Annotated in this window: 15 protein-coding genes; 7 read left to right on the top strand and 8 right to left on the bottom strand. The window is 61.5% G+C overall.

Annotated features, from left to right (window positions below):
• The first annotated feature begins 48 nt into the window (after positions 1-48).
• Positions 49-309, top strand: coding sequence for a glutaredoxin 3 (grxC, locus tag NW848_RS16405; RefSeq protein WP_414395315.1), 261 nt, complete (start codon positions 49-51; stop codon positions 307-309).
• A gap of 61 nt (positions 310-370) precedes the next feature.
• On the opposite strand, the gene NW848_RS16400 is transcribed toward grxC, so the two are convergent.
• The 3 genes from NW848_RS16400 to NW848_RS16390 form a co-directional block, all read right to left on the bottom strand.
• Positions 371-667: a DUF2470 domain-containing protein gene (locus tag NW848_RS16400; RefSeq protein WP_414402683.1), complete on the bottom strand. Its 297-nt coding sequence runs from the start codon at positions 665-667 to the stop codon at positions 371-373.
• Between the two features lie 148 nt (positions 668-815).
• Positions 816-1,343, bottom strand: coding sequence for a class I SAM-dependent methyltransferase (locus NW848_RS16395; RefSeq protein ID WP_011429438.1), 528 nt, complete (start codon positions 1,341-1,343; stop codon positions 816-818).
• 9 nt (positions 1,344-1,352) lie between these two features.
• On the bottom strand, positions 1,353-2,237 hold the full coding sequence (locus NW848_RS16390; protein ID WP_011429439.1) for an arginase family protein: 885 nt from the start codon (positions 2,235-2,237) through the stop codon (positions 1,353-1,355).
• Positions 2,238-2,459: 222 nt separating this feature from the next.
• On the opposite strand from NW848_RS16390, the gene NW848_RS16385 reads away from it, so the two are divergent.
• Entirely contained in the window at positions 2,460-2,894 is a 435-nt protein-coding gene (locus tag NW848_RS16385; RefSeq protein WP_369781438.1) for a photosystem I reaction center subunit II PsaD, read from the top strand.
• Positions 2,895-3,263: 369 nt separating this feature from the next.
• Here NW848_RS16385 and NW848_RS16380 read toward each other — a convergent pair whose 3' ends face one another.
• Positions 3,264-3,872 (bottom strand): peroxiredoxin, encoded by a 609-nt coding sequence (locus tag NW848_RS16380; protein WP_011429441.1) that lies wholly within the window; start codon positions 3,870-3,872, stop codon positions 3,264-3,266.
• A gap of 215 nt (positions 3,873-4,087) precedes the next feature.
• On the opposite strand from NW848_RS16380, the gene NW848_RS16375 reads away from it, so the two are divergent.
• Positions 4,088-4,279 carry a hypothetical protein gene (locus tag NW848_RS16375; RefSeq protein ID WP_414346927.1) on the top strand — a complete coding sequence of 64 codons (192 nt, stop codon included), beginning with the start codon at positions 4,088-4,090 and terminating at the stop codon, positions 4,277-4,279.
• Between the two features lies 1 nt (position 4,280).
• Here the strand turns inward: NW848_RS16375 and NW848_RS16370 are convergent, their stop codons facing one another.
• A complete protein-coding gene (locus NW848_RS16370; RefSeq protein ID WP_011429444.1) occupies positions 4,281-4,538 on the bottom strand; it encodes a DUF1830 domain-containing protein in 258 nt (85 codons plus the stop codon).
• A gap of 255 nt (positions 4,539-4,793) precedes the next feature.
• Between NW848_RS16370 and glpX the strand changes: the two genes are divergently transcribed.
• From glpX to typA, 4 genes are all read left to right on the top strand, one after another.
• On the top strand, positions 4,794-5,837 hold the full coding sequence (gene glpX, locus NW848_RS16365) for a class II fructose-bisphosphatase (RefSeq protein ID WP_011429446.1): 1,044 nt from the start codon (positions 4,794-4,796) through the stop codon (positions 5,835-5,837).
• A gap of 318 nt (positions 5,838-6,155) precedes the next feature.
• Complete coding sequence (locus tag NW848_RS16360) at positions 6,156-7,451, top strand: glutamyl-tRNA reductase (RefSeq protein WP_414402685.1); 1,296 nt, start codon at positions 6,156-6,158, stop codon at positions 7,449-7,451.
• A gap of 112 nt (positions 7,452-7,563) precedes the next feature.
• Entirely contained in the window at positions 7,564-7,671 is a 108-nt protein-coding gene (gene psb30, locus NW848_RS16355) for a photosystem II reaction center protein Ycf12/Psb30 (protein WP_011429448.1), read from the top strand.
• A 183-nt stretch (positions 7,672-7,854) separates the two neighbouring features.
• The gene (gene typA / locus NW848_RS16350; protein WP_011429449.1) at positions 7,855-9,672 is read left to right on the top strand and encodes a translational GTPase TypA; all 1,818 of its coding nucleotides are present in this window, start codon (positions 7,855-7,857) and stop codon (positions 9,670-9,672) included.
• 10 nt (positions 9,673-9,682) lie between these two features.
• Here the strand turns inward: typA and NW848_RS16345 are convergent, their stop codons facing one another.
• From NW848_RS16345 to NW848_RS16335, 3 genes are all read right to left on the bottom strand, one after another.
• A complete protein-coding gene (locus NW848_RS16345; RefSeq protein ID WP_099812428.1) occupies positions 9,683-11,791 on the bottom strand; it encodes a zinc metalloprotease HtpX in 2,109 nt (702 codons plus the stop codon).
• A gap of 37 nt (positions 11,792-11,828) precedes the next feature.
• Positions 11,829-13,145, bottom strand: coding sequence for a competence/damage-inducible protein A (locus tag NW848_RS16340; RefSeq protein ID WP_011429451.1), 1,317 nt, complete (start codon positions 13,143-13,145; stop codon positions 11,829-11,831).
• Positions 13,146-13,266: 121 nt separating this feature from the next.
• Positions 13,267-13,761, bottom strand: a complete 495-nt coding sequence (locus NW848_RS16335) for a GNAT family N-acetyltransferase (protein WP_011429452.1) — start codon at positions 13,759-13,761, stop codon at positions 13,267-13,269.
• Positions 13,762-13,811: the final 50 nt, after the last annotated feature.

Here is a 13,811-nt window from a genome sequence, read left to right as displayed (position 1 = left end):
GAAATGTTAAGCTATGTAAAAGTGTGTGAAAGTGTTGGTTATCTCCCTATGGCCGTTGAGATCTACACGTGGCGTTTTTGTCCCTTCTGCATTCGCGCTAAGCAACTGCTAGACCGCAAGGGAGTCAAGTACATCGAATACGCCATCGATGGGGACGAGGCAGCGCGAGCGGAGATGGCCAAGCGGGCCAACGGGCGCCGTTCGGTACCCCAGATTTTTATCAACAACCAGCACATCGGCGGCTGCGACGACCTCTACGCCCTTGATGCCCAGGGCAAGTTAGATCTGCTCCTGCAGCAGGCCACCTAGCTCCGTCCCTTGCCTGTGGCCTCAGACGGGTGCACGGGCAAGGAGACCCAGCCTACCCAGCCTAGCCACTGTCCTGCTTAACCCGAGCGCGTGCTTGTTTCAGCATGGCAATCAGGGTGTGGTGGGCATCTTCGGAATCCTTGAGAGGGTGATCAAAGGAAATGCGCAGCGTTTGTATGGTCCCGTCAACCTCTACCTGCAAGTCCATCCCTTCCGAGTCGATAGCCTGCATGCGGGCCTGGGTCACCCCTTCCACCTGACCGAAGACTCTGGCATAGAGCGCTAGGGCATCGGCGTGGTCTTCGTTCATGTGCTTGCAGATGCGCTCGCTAACTTGAGGGGTGAGAGGATCGCCCATAGAAGGTGGGAATTGCCAGGTACAGGTTTTAGTCTAGCGGAGTCTTGACCGAAACCTTGGCGGCGCAGATCCCGCTCTTCCCCTTTCCCCCCGTATACGGGGGATGAAAGGGGGGAGAACGCCAATCAAAGAGCTAGTTGAGGGCAGGCTAACGGTTGCCAGGGCCAGCCATATCTCGGTCTAGGTTGCAGCCATCTCCGATCGCCCTCTGGATAGGGTTGAGACGCCTTTGCCAGCTTTGCACCTGGGGATCCGGGCTGAGGCCGTGCTCGAGAAAAAACAGCTTGCCCCCCACCCGCAGCACCCGCCGGATTTCCCCCAAAGCCTTGGCCAAATCGGGGATGCTACACAGGGTCCAGGTGCTGACCACGCTGTCAAAACTCTGGTTCGAAAAAGGCAGCTCTTGGGCGTCCGCCACCAGCCAATCGACGGCGATGGAGGAAGCCGCGATGCGGCGGCGGGCCAGGGATCCCATGCCGGGGTTGGGATCTGCCACTGTAATTTTTTGAATGTGCTCTGGGTAGCAGGCCAGGTTGAGGCCGGTGCCAAAGCCGATCTCCAAGACCGCTCCCCGCACCTGGGCCAGAAGCTGCCGCCGATAGCTCTCCAGACGCTCGCTGGCCAGAGCCCAATCCAGCAACCTCGGAAAGAGCACCTGCCGGTAGAAAGCCTTCATAAGCCGGGCTCAAGAGGTTCGCGATCTATTTTCGGGCCGTTCGAGCGTAGCGGGGTTGGGGGCCAGCTTCAGGGAGTAGAGGCCGTAGCAGGCCAGCAGCCAATTGAGCAGGCGGGCCACCACGCGGGCGGTTGGCCGCGTCGCCGCTCCCACCGCCACTCCTCCCAAGGAAAGGCCGATCACAGGGCGGGCGGCGAAGATGGCCTCACAGGTTGTTAACAGTTGAAACCAACTCAGCCCCCCCGGCTCCGGGTGGTGCACCGCCGGCGCCAAAGAGGGATCCAGCACACTGCAGTCCACCACCAAAAACACCGGCTGCTCCGGCAAAGCCTCCACCACCTGCTGCGGATCCCAGCCATCCTGGGCCCAAAAGATCGGGCTGGCGTGGTTTTTCAGCCAGGCGTAGGCGCGGGCACTGCCGCTGCGCAGCCCCACATGCACCACCGGCAGCCTATGCTGGTAGAGCAACTCCACCCAGGCAGCGTTGCCATAGCCCATATCTTGCTCCGGCTGGGTCATCTCCTCGGGCGGCATCAGGTTGGCATGGGCGCTGCAATGCACCACACTCAGGGCGAGGTAGTGCTTCCAAAGGGCACGAATGGCTCCCCAACTGGCCGCCAAGACCGAAGGCAACAGCACCGGCCACTGTTGTCGTCGCCAAGCCTGAATAACCGCCGCCTCACACATGCCATAGGGCGGCTCATCCACCAGCCCCGGCAACTGCGCCACTGCTATCTCATCCACATTGATCCCCAACCGCGGCTCAAAAGCACACAGCTCAGCACCGGCGTTGAGGATGGCCAGCGGCGCCTGCGTATCTGGGCCAAAGGCAGTGGGAATGAGGACAACCCTGGCGTTGGACTGGGAACTGGGATGGAGGGACCACTGGGCCATGGGCGTCGTTCCTGTTGCAAACGTGGGGCTCTGCCGCCTGCTTCTATGGTGGCTCAGAGAGTAAGCCGGGATCCGCCCGCGCCAGAGCTGGATCTGCTACGAAAAATTACAGTTCGCCGGCAGATCTGGGGTCAAAAATCGGGCCGATGGTACATTCAAAGTGCTCCGCGCCTCAACCCCAAGCGCGGCCCAACAACGCAAACGACGACGAGAAGGTAGGCTATGGCTGTGATGGAAGGCGATCCCCGTCAGGGGGCAAAGTTGCCCCTATTCGGGGGATCCACCGGAGGGCTGTTGAGCGCAGCCGAAACCGAAGAAAAATATGTGATCACCTGGACAGGCAAGCCGGGGCAAGTGTTTGAAATGCCCACCGGCGGCGCCGCCGAGATGGTGGAGGGCAAAAACTACCTCACCTTCGCCCGCAAAGAGCAGTGCCTGGCGCTCGGCGCTCAGTTGATCTCCGAGTTCAAGATCAAGGACTACCAGATCTTCCGCATCCCGGCGGGTGGACAGCCGGAACTGGTGCATCCCAAGGATGGTGTCTTTCCCGAGAAGGTCAACGAGGGGCGCCAGCCCGTCGGCAAGGTGGATCACAACATCGGCAAGAACAAAGAGCCGGTTACCTACAAATTCACCAACGGGAAACCCTGGGACTAATTCCGGCGACCTTTGTCTTTCTGTCTTGTCGGATCCCCTGGCCAGCCCAGGGGATCTTTATTTGTTCGTCTCCACATTTGTTCGTCTCCACTGGCAACCGGTTTGAAAGGGTTCGGCGCTGTTAGCCCTCACCCCCGGCCCCTCTCCCCGAGGGAGAGGGGAGGCGGAAGGTCATGTTGAGAAGAGTCGGATCCTTTGTCGGGCTGCCTTTTGCTAAAAAAAAAGCTCCAGCAAAGCATACCTACACGGAACTGTCTAGAGGTGTCTTGACAGCGCCTTTACGAGTCCGTTTATGGACTACGTGAGAATCCCCCGCCTTCAGGCGGGGGAGTGTCAAAACCCGGGATCCCTGACAGGGCCTGGACAAGCCTACTTGGCAACCGCCGCGAAGAACTCCTTGGATTTCACCGGGTCGGGGTTCAGGGTTCTCTGGCCGGGCTGCCAGTTGGCCGGGCAAACTTCATCGGGGTGAGCTTGCACGTACTGGATGGCCTGCAGGGTGCGCAGGGTTTCATCCACGCTGCGGCCAAAGGCCAGGTTGTTGATGGTGGCGTGCTGGATGATCCCTTCCTTGTCGATGATGAACAGGCCGCGCAAAGCCACCCCTGCCGCCGGATCCAGGACATTGTAGGCGGCGCTGATCTCCTTTTTCAGGTCGGAGACCAGCGGATACCTCAGCTCGCCCACCCCTCCGGCTTTGCGGTCGGTCTGAATCCAGGCCAGGTGAGAGTACTCGCTATCCACCGAGACGCCGAGGATCTCCGTGTCCAGCTTGGCAAACTCGTCGTAGCGATCGCTGAAAGCCGTGATCTCCGTCGGGCAGACGAAGGTGAAGTCCAAGGGGTAGAAGAACAGCACCACGTACTTCTTGCCCCGGTAGTCGGAGAGCCTCACCGTCTTAAATTCCATGTCGTAAACGGCAGTGGCCGAAAAATCGGGAGCGGGCTGCCCCACCCGCAGACATCCTTCCTGAGACATCAGTCGACGCTCCTTACGGTAAAGTACAAATGTAAACTAAACCTAACATACCATACTCATAATGACTTTGTCTTACTGGCTGGCTAAGCTGGAGCGCCGCGATCCAGGGGATCCCCATTTCTTTCCGTTTTTCGGCTCTGCCAGGTCAGGGAGTCGGTTGCCATGAGGGTGGCGCTGGAGTTTCTCTACCACTTCTGTTGTGACCGCTGCCGGCGGTGGTGGAGCCCCAGCCAGGGGATCGCCTCTATTGCCCCTACTGTGGCTATCACAATTGCGTGGAGCGCATCGATACCTTTCGCGACGCCGCGCGAGGCAGTTGCCTCACCCGTCCTCCCGATGCCCCCTCTGCCGAGCTGCCCTGCGAGGAAACCGAGGCTCGGCCTCAGGAGCCGGGATCCCCAAGCTGATTCATCCGTTCACTGCATCTGCCAGCCTGTCCAGGTGGGGGTCAGCCTCAGGCAGTGAGGAGTCCAACAAACGGCGGCAGGGGTGGCGCTCTTCCAAAATGGTGGTAGAACAGCAGCAGCTATAAACCTCCAGGTAGTCGTCCGGCTCTGCCTCGAAAATGGCATACTGGCCGGGGAAGAGGGTGCGCTCCCAGTGGCCGGGAATTGTTCGGATGACCTGAACCTGCTGAGAACGGTTGACGAAAACGTATCTTTTCATTGCGTTTTTTTAATCGCCTTAAGAAAAACTTATTGGCTTTAAGCCAGGCTATCACTCTTGATCCCCAGCCGACAATAGCCAACGGGCAAGACGGGGATCGCTCTTTCTGCTTGACTTTGGCCGATTTGTTTTCTCAGCTTATGAAAGCTGAGGCAAGGGGATCCCGAGAAGAAGCCCGCCTGGTAAACTGAGGGGAAGAGTCTGAAGATATCCTTAATTGGCCTTCATCGTTCCGACATACCAAGGGGGCACGCCGTGGACAACAAGTTGGGGCTAGAGATCATCGAAGTGGTGGAGCAGGCTGCCATCGCCGCCGCCCGTTGGATGGGCAAAGGCGACAACAAGACCGCCGATCAGGTGGCCGTCGAGGCCATGCGGGAGAAACTGAACCAGATCCCCATGCGCGGCCGCATCGTCATTGGGGAGGGAACCCGCGATGAGGCCCCCATGCTCTACATCGGGGAAGAGGTGGGCATCTGTACGCGCCCGGACGCCGAGCAGTTCTGCCGCGTGGAAGAGCTGGTGGAAATCGATATTGCCGTGGATCCCTGCGAAGGCACCAACCTGGTGGCCAAGGGCCAAAACGGCTCCATGGCGGTGCTGGCCATCTCCGAAAAAGGCGGCCTTCTGCACGCGCCGGACATCTACATGCAGAAGCTGGCGGCTCCGCCCCAGGCCAAGGGCAAGGTACATCTCGACTATCCGCCGGAAAAGAATCTTCAGATTATCGCCGAAAGCCTGGATCGGGAGGTCTCCGATCTGACGGTGGTGGTCATGGACCGCAAGCGCCACGTCGATCTCATTCGCCAAATCCGGGAGGCGGGGGCGCGGGTAAAGCTGATTACCGACGGCGACATCTCGGCGGCCCTCTCGGCAGGCTTCAACGGCACCGGCATCCACGCCCTGATGGGGATCGGGGCAGCCCCAGAGGGGGTGATCTCGGCGGCGGCGCTGCGCTGCCTCGGCGCCCACTTCCAAGGTCGGCTGATCTACGACCCCGAGGTGGTGCAGGCGGGCACCTACCTGCCGCCGGTGGAAGAGACACGACGGCAACTGAAAGAACAGGGCATCGAGGATCCCGACAAGGTGTGGGAATGCGAAGAGCTAGCCAGCGGCAAGGAAGTCCTCTTTGCGGCCACCGGGATTACTGATGGCGACCTGATGCGCGGGGTGCGTTTCTTCGGCGGCGGGGCACGCACCGAGACCTTGGTGATCTCCAGCCAGTCGCGCACGGTGCGCTTTGTGGATACCATCCATATGAAAGACGGCCAACAGCCCCGCAGCCTGCAACTGCGCTGACGGATCCCCGGCCCGAAATCTCCCTCGGCAAGGGCGGCTTTCCTCTGGCGAAGGTCGCTCTTGTCCTTTGGGAAGTTAAGAAATCTATCAGTCAGTCGCCCGAAAAAACGTAATAACTCTTCAGCAAAATCCTGCAAAACCGGCTCGATACTGTTCTTAGGGTTTAGGTAGGCTGAGAAAAGTTACCTAAGCTTGCTGCAGCCGAGACAAGGCAATCCCTTGACATCGGTCTTGCCTTCCTTGTCCTAGCTAGGTGAGTTTGCTTTTGTTCATAGTTTCTGTTTTTAATAACTGTTGCTGTACAGACGACGGAGAGGCATGTTTATCGCGGTTGTCGGTCTTAGCCATCGCACAGCTCCTGTGGAGATCCGGGAGCGCCTCAGCATTCCCGAGGCCGAGGTGGGGGAGCGGATCCAGCAGCTCCGTGCCCACCCCCACATTGAGGAAGCGGCGATCCTCAGCACCTGTAACCGGCTGGAGGTCTACATCGTCACTCCAGAAATGGAAAGTGGTGTCCGACAGACGATGCAGTTCTTGGCCGAGGCGAAAGGGATCCCGCTGCCCCAACTGCGCCCGCACCTGTTTACGCTGCTCTACCAGGATGCGGTGACGCACCTGATGCGGGTGGCCGCCGGGCTGGACAGCTTGGTATTAGGGGAAGGGCAGATCCTGTCGCAAGTGAAAAAAGCGCAGCAACTGGGCCAGGCCTGCAACGGCATGGATCGCATCCTCAACCGCCTCTTCAAGGCGGCCATCACCGCCGGCAAGCGCATCCGCACCGAGACGGGGATCGGCACTGGCGCCATGTCCATCAGCTCGGCAGCGGTGGAGTTGGCCTTGCAGGAGCAGGGATCCCTTTCTCAGGGCAAGGTGACCGTGGTGGGGGCGGGGAAAATGGCTCGCCTGTTGGTGCAGCACCTCTTGGCCAAAGGGGCGGTGGATATCACCGTGGTCAACCGCTCCTTGGAGCGGGCAGAAGCGCTGGCCAAGCAATTTGAGCAGCCAATTCAAGTATTGCCTTGGGAGTCGCTGCTGAGTAGCATAGCGGAGTCCAACCTGGTCTTCACCAGCACCGGCGCCACCCAGCCCATCCTCACCTACGAGCAACTGGCGGGGGTGCTGCAGCCGGATCAGCCGCTGCTGTTGGTGGACATCTCGGTGCCCCGCAACATCGATCCCGGCGTGGAAAAGCTAAGAGGGGTACAGGTGTTCAACGTGGATCACCTCTCCCGTATCGTGGAAGAAAACCGCGCCCAACGGCAAAAGCTGGCCCTGGCCGCCGAAGCCTTGGTGGAAGAAGAAGTAGAACAGTTTATGGAGTGGTGGCGCTCCTTGGAGACGGTGCCCACCATTTCCAGCCTGCGCCACAAGGTGGAGTCCATCCGCGAGCAGGAGATGGAAAAAGCCCTCTCCCGCCTGGGCAAAGACTTCGCCGAAAAGCACCTGGAGGTCATCGAGGCGCTCACCCGCGGCATTGTCAACAAGATCCTGCATGATCCCATGGTGCAACTGCGGGCCCAGCGGGACATCGAGGCGCGGCGCAGGGCTATGCAAATTCTGCAGGAGCTGTTTAACCTCGATCCAATGCCGTCTCAGGCGCAGCAGGAGCGCTAGGGATCCCCAGGGGGTGAAGTGGGGTCAGGTGTTGAAGAATTGTAACAGCTCTCTCATCTCAGGGGGAGAGCTGCCCTTAGGATACAAAACGTAAGCGCTGGGAGTTGGGGGCATGTTCGGACAGTACGAAGTGTTTGTGCAGTTGCTGCTGTTGGCCTTGATCGTCCTGGCAGGGCCAGCGGTCATTCTGCTGCTTTACCTGCGCGGCGCCGATATGTAGGCGAGCCAGGCTGGTTGCCGGCGCAGTTGACAGAACCCCCTGAGCAGCCCCTGTCGGCATCGACCAGGGAGTTCGGCTTGTTTCTTTGTTATCTCTTAATGTAACGCTTCTTTGCGCTACAGTTATAGAGACAGCCCTAGGGCAAACTCGCCTGTAGGGCAATACTTTATGGGTTGATTATTTATGTCACTCCCCATCCGCAACGTCGCCATCATCGCCCACGTCGACCACGGCAAAACCACACTTGTGGACGCCCTGTTGCGCCAGGCGGGCACCTTCCGCGAGGGAGAGGACATTCCCGCCTGCGTGCTGGACTGCAACACGCTGGAGCGGGAGCGGGGCATCACCATCCTGGCCAAAAATACAGCCGTCCGCTACGGCGAAACCCTGATCAACATTGTCGATACCCCCGGCCACGCCGACTTCGGCGGGGAGGTGGAGCGGGTGCTGGGCATGGTGGAGGGCTGTCTGTTGGTTGTGGACGCCAACGAAGGCCCGATGCCGCAAACCCGCTTTGTGCTGCGCAAGGCGTTGGAAAAAGGCCTGCGCCCGCTCGTAGTGGTCAACAAAATCGACCGCCCTCGCGCCGAGCCCTACAAAGTTGTCGACAAGGTTCTGGATCTGTTTTTGGAGCTGGGGGCAGACGAAGACCAGTGCGATTTCCCTTACCTCTTTGCCTCGGGGCTGCAGGGCTTTGCCCTGGAAGAAGCCGACCTGAAAGCCTTTTTGGAAGGGAGGTACAGCGGCCCCTTGGACATGAAGCCCCTCTTTGAAGCCATCCTCAAGCATGTCCCACCGCCGATTGGGGATCCGGCCAAGCCGCTGCAACTACAGGTCACCACGCTGGAGTACTCGGAGTACTTGGGCCGGATCGTGATCGGCAAGATCCACAACGGCACCATCCGCCTTGGGGATCAGTTGGCGGTGGTCAAAGAAGATGGGTCGATTGCCAAGGGCAAGGTAACCAAGCTGTTTGGCTTCCAGGGCTTGCAGCGTGTTGAGCTGACCGAGGCTACTGCCGGCCATATCGTCGCCGTGGCGGGGTTTGCCGAGGCCAACATCGGCTACACCCTCACCTCTCCCGAAAACCCGCAGGCCCTGCCGCTCATTAAGGTGGACGAGCCGACGTTGCAGGTGATGATCTGCGTCAACGACTCTCCCTTTGCCGGCCAGGAGGGCACCTTTGTTACTTCGCGGCAATTGCGGGAGCGCCTGCTGCGGGAGCTAGAAACCAACGTGGCGCTGCGGGTGGAAGAAACCGACTCCCCCGATTGCTTTTTGGTCTCCGGGCGGGGCGAGCTGCACCTGGGCATTTTGCTGGAGACCATGCGGCGGGAGGGCTACGAGTTTCAGGTGGGGCAGCCGAAGGTGATCTTCCGCGAGGTAAATGGCCAGCCCTACGAGCCCTACGAGTGCTTGGTGCTGGATGTGCCGGAATCCACGGTGGGCGCCTGCATTGAACGGCTGGGGCAGCGGCGGGGAGAGATGCAGAACATGATGGTAGGCGCGGACGGACGGGCCCAGTTGGAGTTTGTCATCCCGGCCCGAGGGCTGATCGGCTTCCGCAGCGAGTTCATCCGCATTACCCGCGGCGAGGGGATCATGAGCCACAGCTTTTTGGAGTACCGTCCCCTGACGCCGGGGATCGAGACCCGCCGCAACGGCGTGCTGATCGCCTTTGAAGAGGGGGTGGCCACCACCTATGCCCTGAAAAATGCGGAAGACCGAGGGGTGTTCTTTATTACGCCAGGTACCCGCGTTTACAAGGGCATGATCGTGGGCGAGCACAACCGGCCGCAGGACTTGGAGTTGAACGTCTGTAAAACCAAGCAACTGACCAACCACCGCGCTGCCGGCGGGGAGGAGCTGGTGCATTTGCAGGCGCCGGTGGAGATGAACCTGGAGCGGGCGCTGGAGTACATCGGCGAGGACGAGCTGGTGGAGGTTACACCGAAGTCGGTGCGGCTGCGCAAGGCGCAGTTGACGGCCTCTCGCCGCTAGCGGTCGGCTCCTACCGTCGCAGGTAGAAGCGCAGGTTGGGAAAAGAGAAGGCCCCCCAGACACCGAACAAGACGACTCCCAGGCCGAACAACGCCAGCCACAGGCGGGGACGGCTGTGGAGCTGCTGGGATCCCGCCTGGACGTAGGCCAGATCCACCCAGGCGGTGTTGCCGCGGCGGAACCAGCCCACCACCTTGACGCGCTGACCCATGAGGGCGCGGAGCCGCTTCAGGCCGGAAAAGACATTGCCCACCGGCCCCAGGGGAGAGGTGAAGCGCAGCGGCATCAGCCCAGTGGCATCTTGCAGCTTCAGCTCTGCCCCCAGTTGGTAGCCAGCCTGTCCCAGCCCCACCAATTCCCCCTCCAACTCCACCGGCTGGCTGCGGCAGGGATCCGCCTCGGGATCGGCCAGCAAGTGCAGCACATCGGTCGGCTGGGGCGACAGGGATCCGCGGTACATCAAGACCGCCTTGGATCCCAGGCCCAGGCCATAGCCCACCACCGCTGTTGCCGCAATCACCTTGGGATCGAGGCGATCTGGCAGCGCCAGATAGAGGATCAGCCCCAGGAGCCAGCCAATTACCATCCCGCTCACTTCGGCAGCATAGATAGCCAGATCCAGCCAGAAGCGGCTTTGCAGACGGGCCCCATCCAACTTGGGTCCGGATCCCAGGCTCAACTCTGGCAGCAGGCGCAGCCGTTGGGCATACCCCGCCAAGACCTGGAAGCGGTGCCCCAGCAACGGATGGCTGGAGTTGACCTGCATCCAGCGGGCCCAGGGGTTGAGCTGATCCCAGAGAAAGACTTGGCCGGCTTGGGCGGGATCCCGCAGGCGGCTGGCGGCACTGGCGGCGGCGGTGGTTTTGAAGTCCAAGAAGCTGAAGAGGCGGGTGCAGTGCAGCAGCGAAGAGGGGCGGCGGTCGTTTTTGTGGGCCTCCTGCAGGCCGGCAGCCGCTTTGAGCAGAGCGGCCATCAGACCGTTGGGATTGCCCGTCGCTTCCACTGCAAAATGGTCGGCGTGGTAGGTGCCGAGGCGACAGAGGAAAAACAGGGGATAGGAGAGCACCGTGTAGATCAGGTAGAGCAGCGGAGCCACATGCCCGATCAGATCCCGCCGCTTGTTTGCCAGTTGGCTCACCTGCTCCAGGGCCAAGTAAACCAGTTGAACGGGGGATCCCAGTAGGGTCAGGATCAAGATGTCGCCGTTGAGGATGCGCCCCAGGGCTTGGGCATAGACGGCGGCAATCTCATCCGGGGCAAGCTGCTGCAACAGGGCCTGGGTGACCACGATGCGGCCGCCGTCGGGAAGCGTGCCATAGACAAAAGCCAGCGGCCCCCCTTCCGGGATCACCCCCAGCCGAGGCAGTTTTAGCTGTTTTTGGGCGCAGAGGCGCTGCAGCAGACGGGCAGTCTCGGGACTGTGGCGCTCGATTTCCCCCAAGGTGGCCCAGCGCAGCTTGTGCAGCCGCCGGTGCAGGTGATCCATCAGCCAGGGGGCAAAAAACAAAAGGCCGACGCCAAAGTTGACCGCCAGGCTGCCGGCTACCAACCAGCGCAGGCCATTGCGCAGCCAGGGCAGCAACCCCTGCAAAAACCAAAGCTGCCGCGGAAAACTCAGCCGTCCGAAATCCAGGTGAGCGCCCACCAGCACAAAACTCAGCCACCAGAGGAACAGAATGCCCACCCCCAGGGATCCCCACTTGGCCCAGCGCAGAGGGCCGGCCCGCTCCGGCAGGGGGATCTTCAGGCCCAATTGACCGGCCCGTTGGCGGCTGGAGAGCGGCTGAGCCTCAGGAGCTGGCTCTGGGGAGGGTGGGGAAGCAGCGGGTTTTTCCACCGTTTGGGGCAGGCGGGGCAGGATTTTTTGGGCCCAGCCTCGCGCCTGCGGATCCGGGTGCTGCAGCAGTTCCAGACAAAGCGCCCGCGCCTTCTCCGTCTCGCCCAACTGATGGTAGGCCCGCACCAGGTTCATCTGGGCCTCCAGGGCTTGGCTGTCGGATGCGCCTGCTTCGCCCCGCTGGCGAGACTGCGCCAAGTAGGCCTCCAGCAGTTGGATGGCTTCTTGGAAACGGCCCTGCTGCAGCGCCTCCCTGCCGGCCTGAAGGGCATCGGGGGTCATCAGCCTGCTCCGAGATCTGCCTGCTCCCCCAGCTTACTCAAGGATTTGGCCTTGCTGAGGTGGATCCCCCCGAAAGGGGGTAGTGGAGCAAGCGCCGCCGCAGGCAATCCAGCGCCGTCTGGGCGCTCCACCAGCGCACCCCCTCTCGGCCCCGCAAGCTGCCGAAGCGGTACTCGTGGACTTCCACTTTCCCCTCCGGGTCGGCCAAGCCCAGATAGACCAGGCCAACCGGCTTGGTGGATGTTCCCCCCTCTGGGCCGGCAATGCCGGTAATGCTCAGGGCCCAGTCGGAGCCGAGGACTTGCTTGGCCCCCAGGGCCATCTGGGCCGCCACCGGCTCGCTCACGGCCCCGTGCTGCCGCAGCGTCTCTGGATCCACCCGCAAAAGCTGCTCCTTGATGCGGTTGTCGTAGGCAACAATCCCGCCGACAAAATAGCGGGAGCTGCCCGGGATCCCGGTCACCAATTGCCCCAGGAGCCCGCCGGTGCAGGATTCCGCCACCGCCAGCGTTTGCCCCCGCTGCAGCAGCAGCTCCCCCACCACGCTGGCCAAGGTGGCCTCGTCGCTGCCGAAGTAGTCTTCCCCAGAAACCTGTAAAATCTGCTCCACCACCGGGGCAATCAACGCTTCCGCCGCCTCGCGCGTGGGGGCGCGTCCGGTAACCCGCAGGCGCACCTCCCCCTGGCTGGCGTAGGGTGCCACGGTGGGATTTTCCCCCGCCAGCAGGGATCCCACCCGTTCGGCCAAGGTCGATTCGGGAATGCCCCAGTAGCGCAACACGCGGCTGTAGAACACCTCCTGGCCCCAGCCCAGGGAGCGCAAATAGGGCACAGCCGTCTCCTGCCACATCTGCTGCATCTCCCGCGGCACCCCGGGAAAGGTGAGGATGTGCAGGTCGGGCCGCGGCTGCCAGATGAGGCCACAGGCGCTGCCGACCGGGTTGGGCAGGACGGTTGCCCCCTGAGGCAAAAAGGCCTGCTTGCGGTTGCTGGGGGAGGGCTCCATACCTCGCTGGCCGTACTTCTGCCGGATCTCCTCCCAAACCTGCGGGTGCTCCACCATCTCCACCCCGAAGAAAGAGGCCAGCGCCGCGTGGGTCAGATCATCAGGGGTCGGCCCCAGGCCGCCGGTGATCAAAATCAAACGGGAGCGGTTGCAGGCCACCTCCAGGGCGTGGTGGATGCGGGCTTCGTTGTCCCCCACCACCGTTTGGTAATAATGGGGGATCCCCAGCTTGGCCAGCTCGGCTGCCAGATATTGGGCGTTGGTGTTGGTGATCTCTCCCAAGAGCAACTCTGTGCCAATGCAGAGGATCTCAGCCCCCTGGGGAATAGCGGTTTGCGGTGGGCTCATGCTTGGCCTTGAGCTCAGCTCAGCCGCAAGTATACAAGCATAGAGGTCTCGGCCCCCCTTCACGCCCTCAGATTTTTGGCTGGTCGTCGGCCATTCCGAATTGCGATCCCAGAAGACTTGCTCAAGCTCGCCAGGGATCCTCGGCCAGCCGAGCCAAAGCTTCCAAATCAGCACCCACCACGCGGTGCAGGATCCACTCGGGATGTGGCTTGGCGCCCAGGCGCCGGTAGAACTCCAATGCCGGCTGGTTCCAATCCAAAACCATCCACTCCAGCCGCCCGTATCCTTTGGCCACCGCCTCCTGGGCCACCCGCGCCAAGAGCGCCCTGCCGATGCCCCTGCCCCGGAACTCCGGCAACACGAACAGGTCTTCCAGGTAGATTCCCGGCCGGGTGAGGAAGGTGGAGAAATTGCGAAAGTAAAGAGCAAAGCCCACCGCCTGCCCTTCTACCTCCGCCAGCAACGCCGAAACGAAGGCCTCGGGGCCAAACAGATGCTGTCGCAGCAGCTCAGCGGATCCCGTTACCAAGTGGCTCAGCTTCTCGTACTCGGCCAAAGCACAAATGAGATCAAACAGAACGGGCGCATCCTCAGGGGTGGCAGGGCGGATTTCCATCAGAACCTCCGGGGTACTCCCGCCACAGCGCAGCTTGGCGGGCTGGAGGA

The organism is Synechococcus sp. RC10A2 (assembly GCF_047502605.1).
This window is presented reverse-complemented; position numbering and strand designations above follow the sequence as displayed.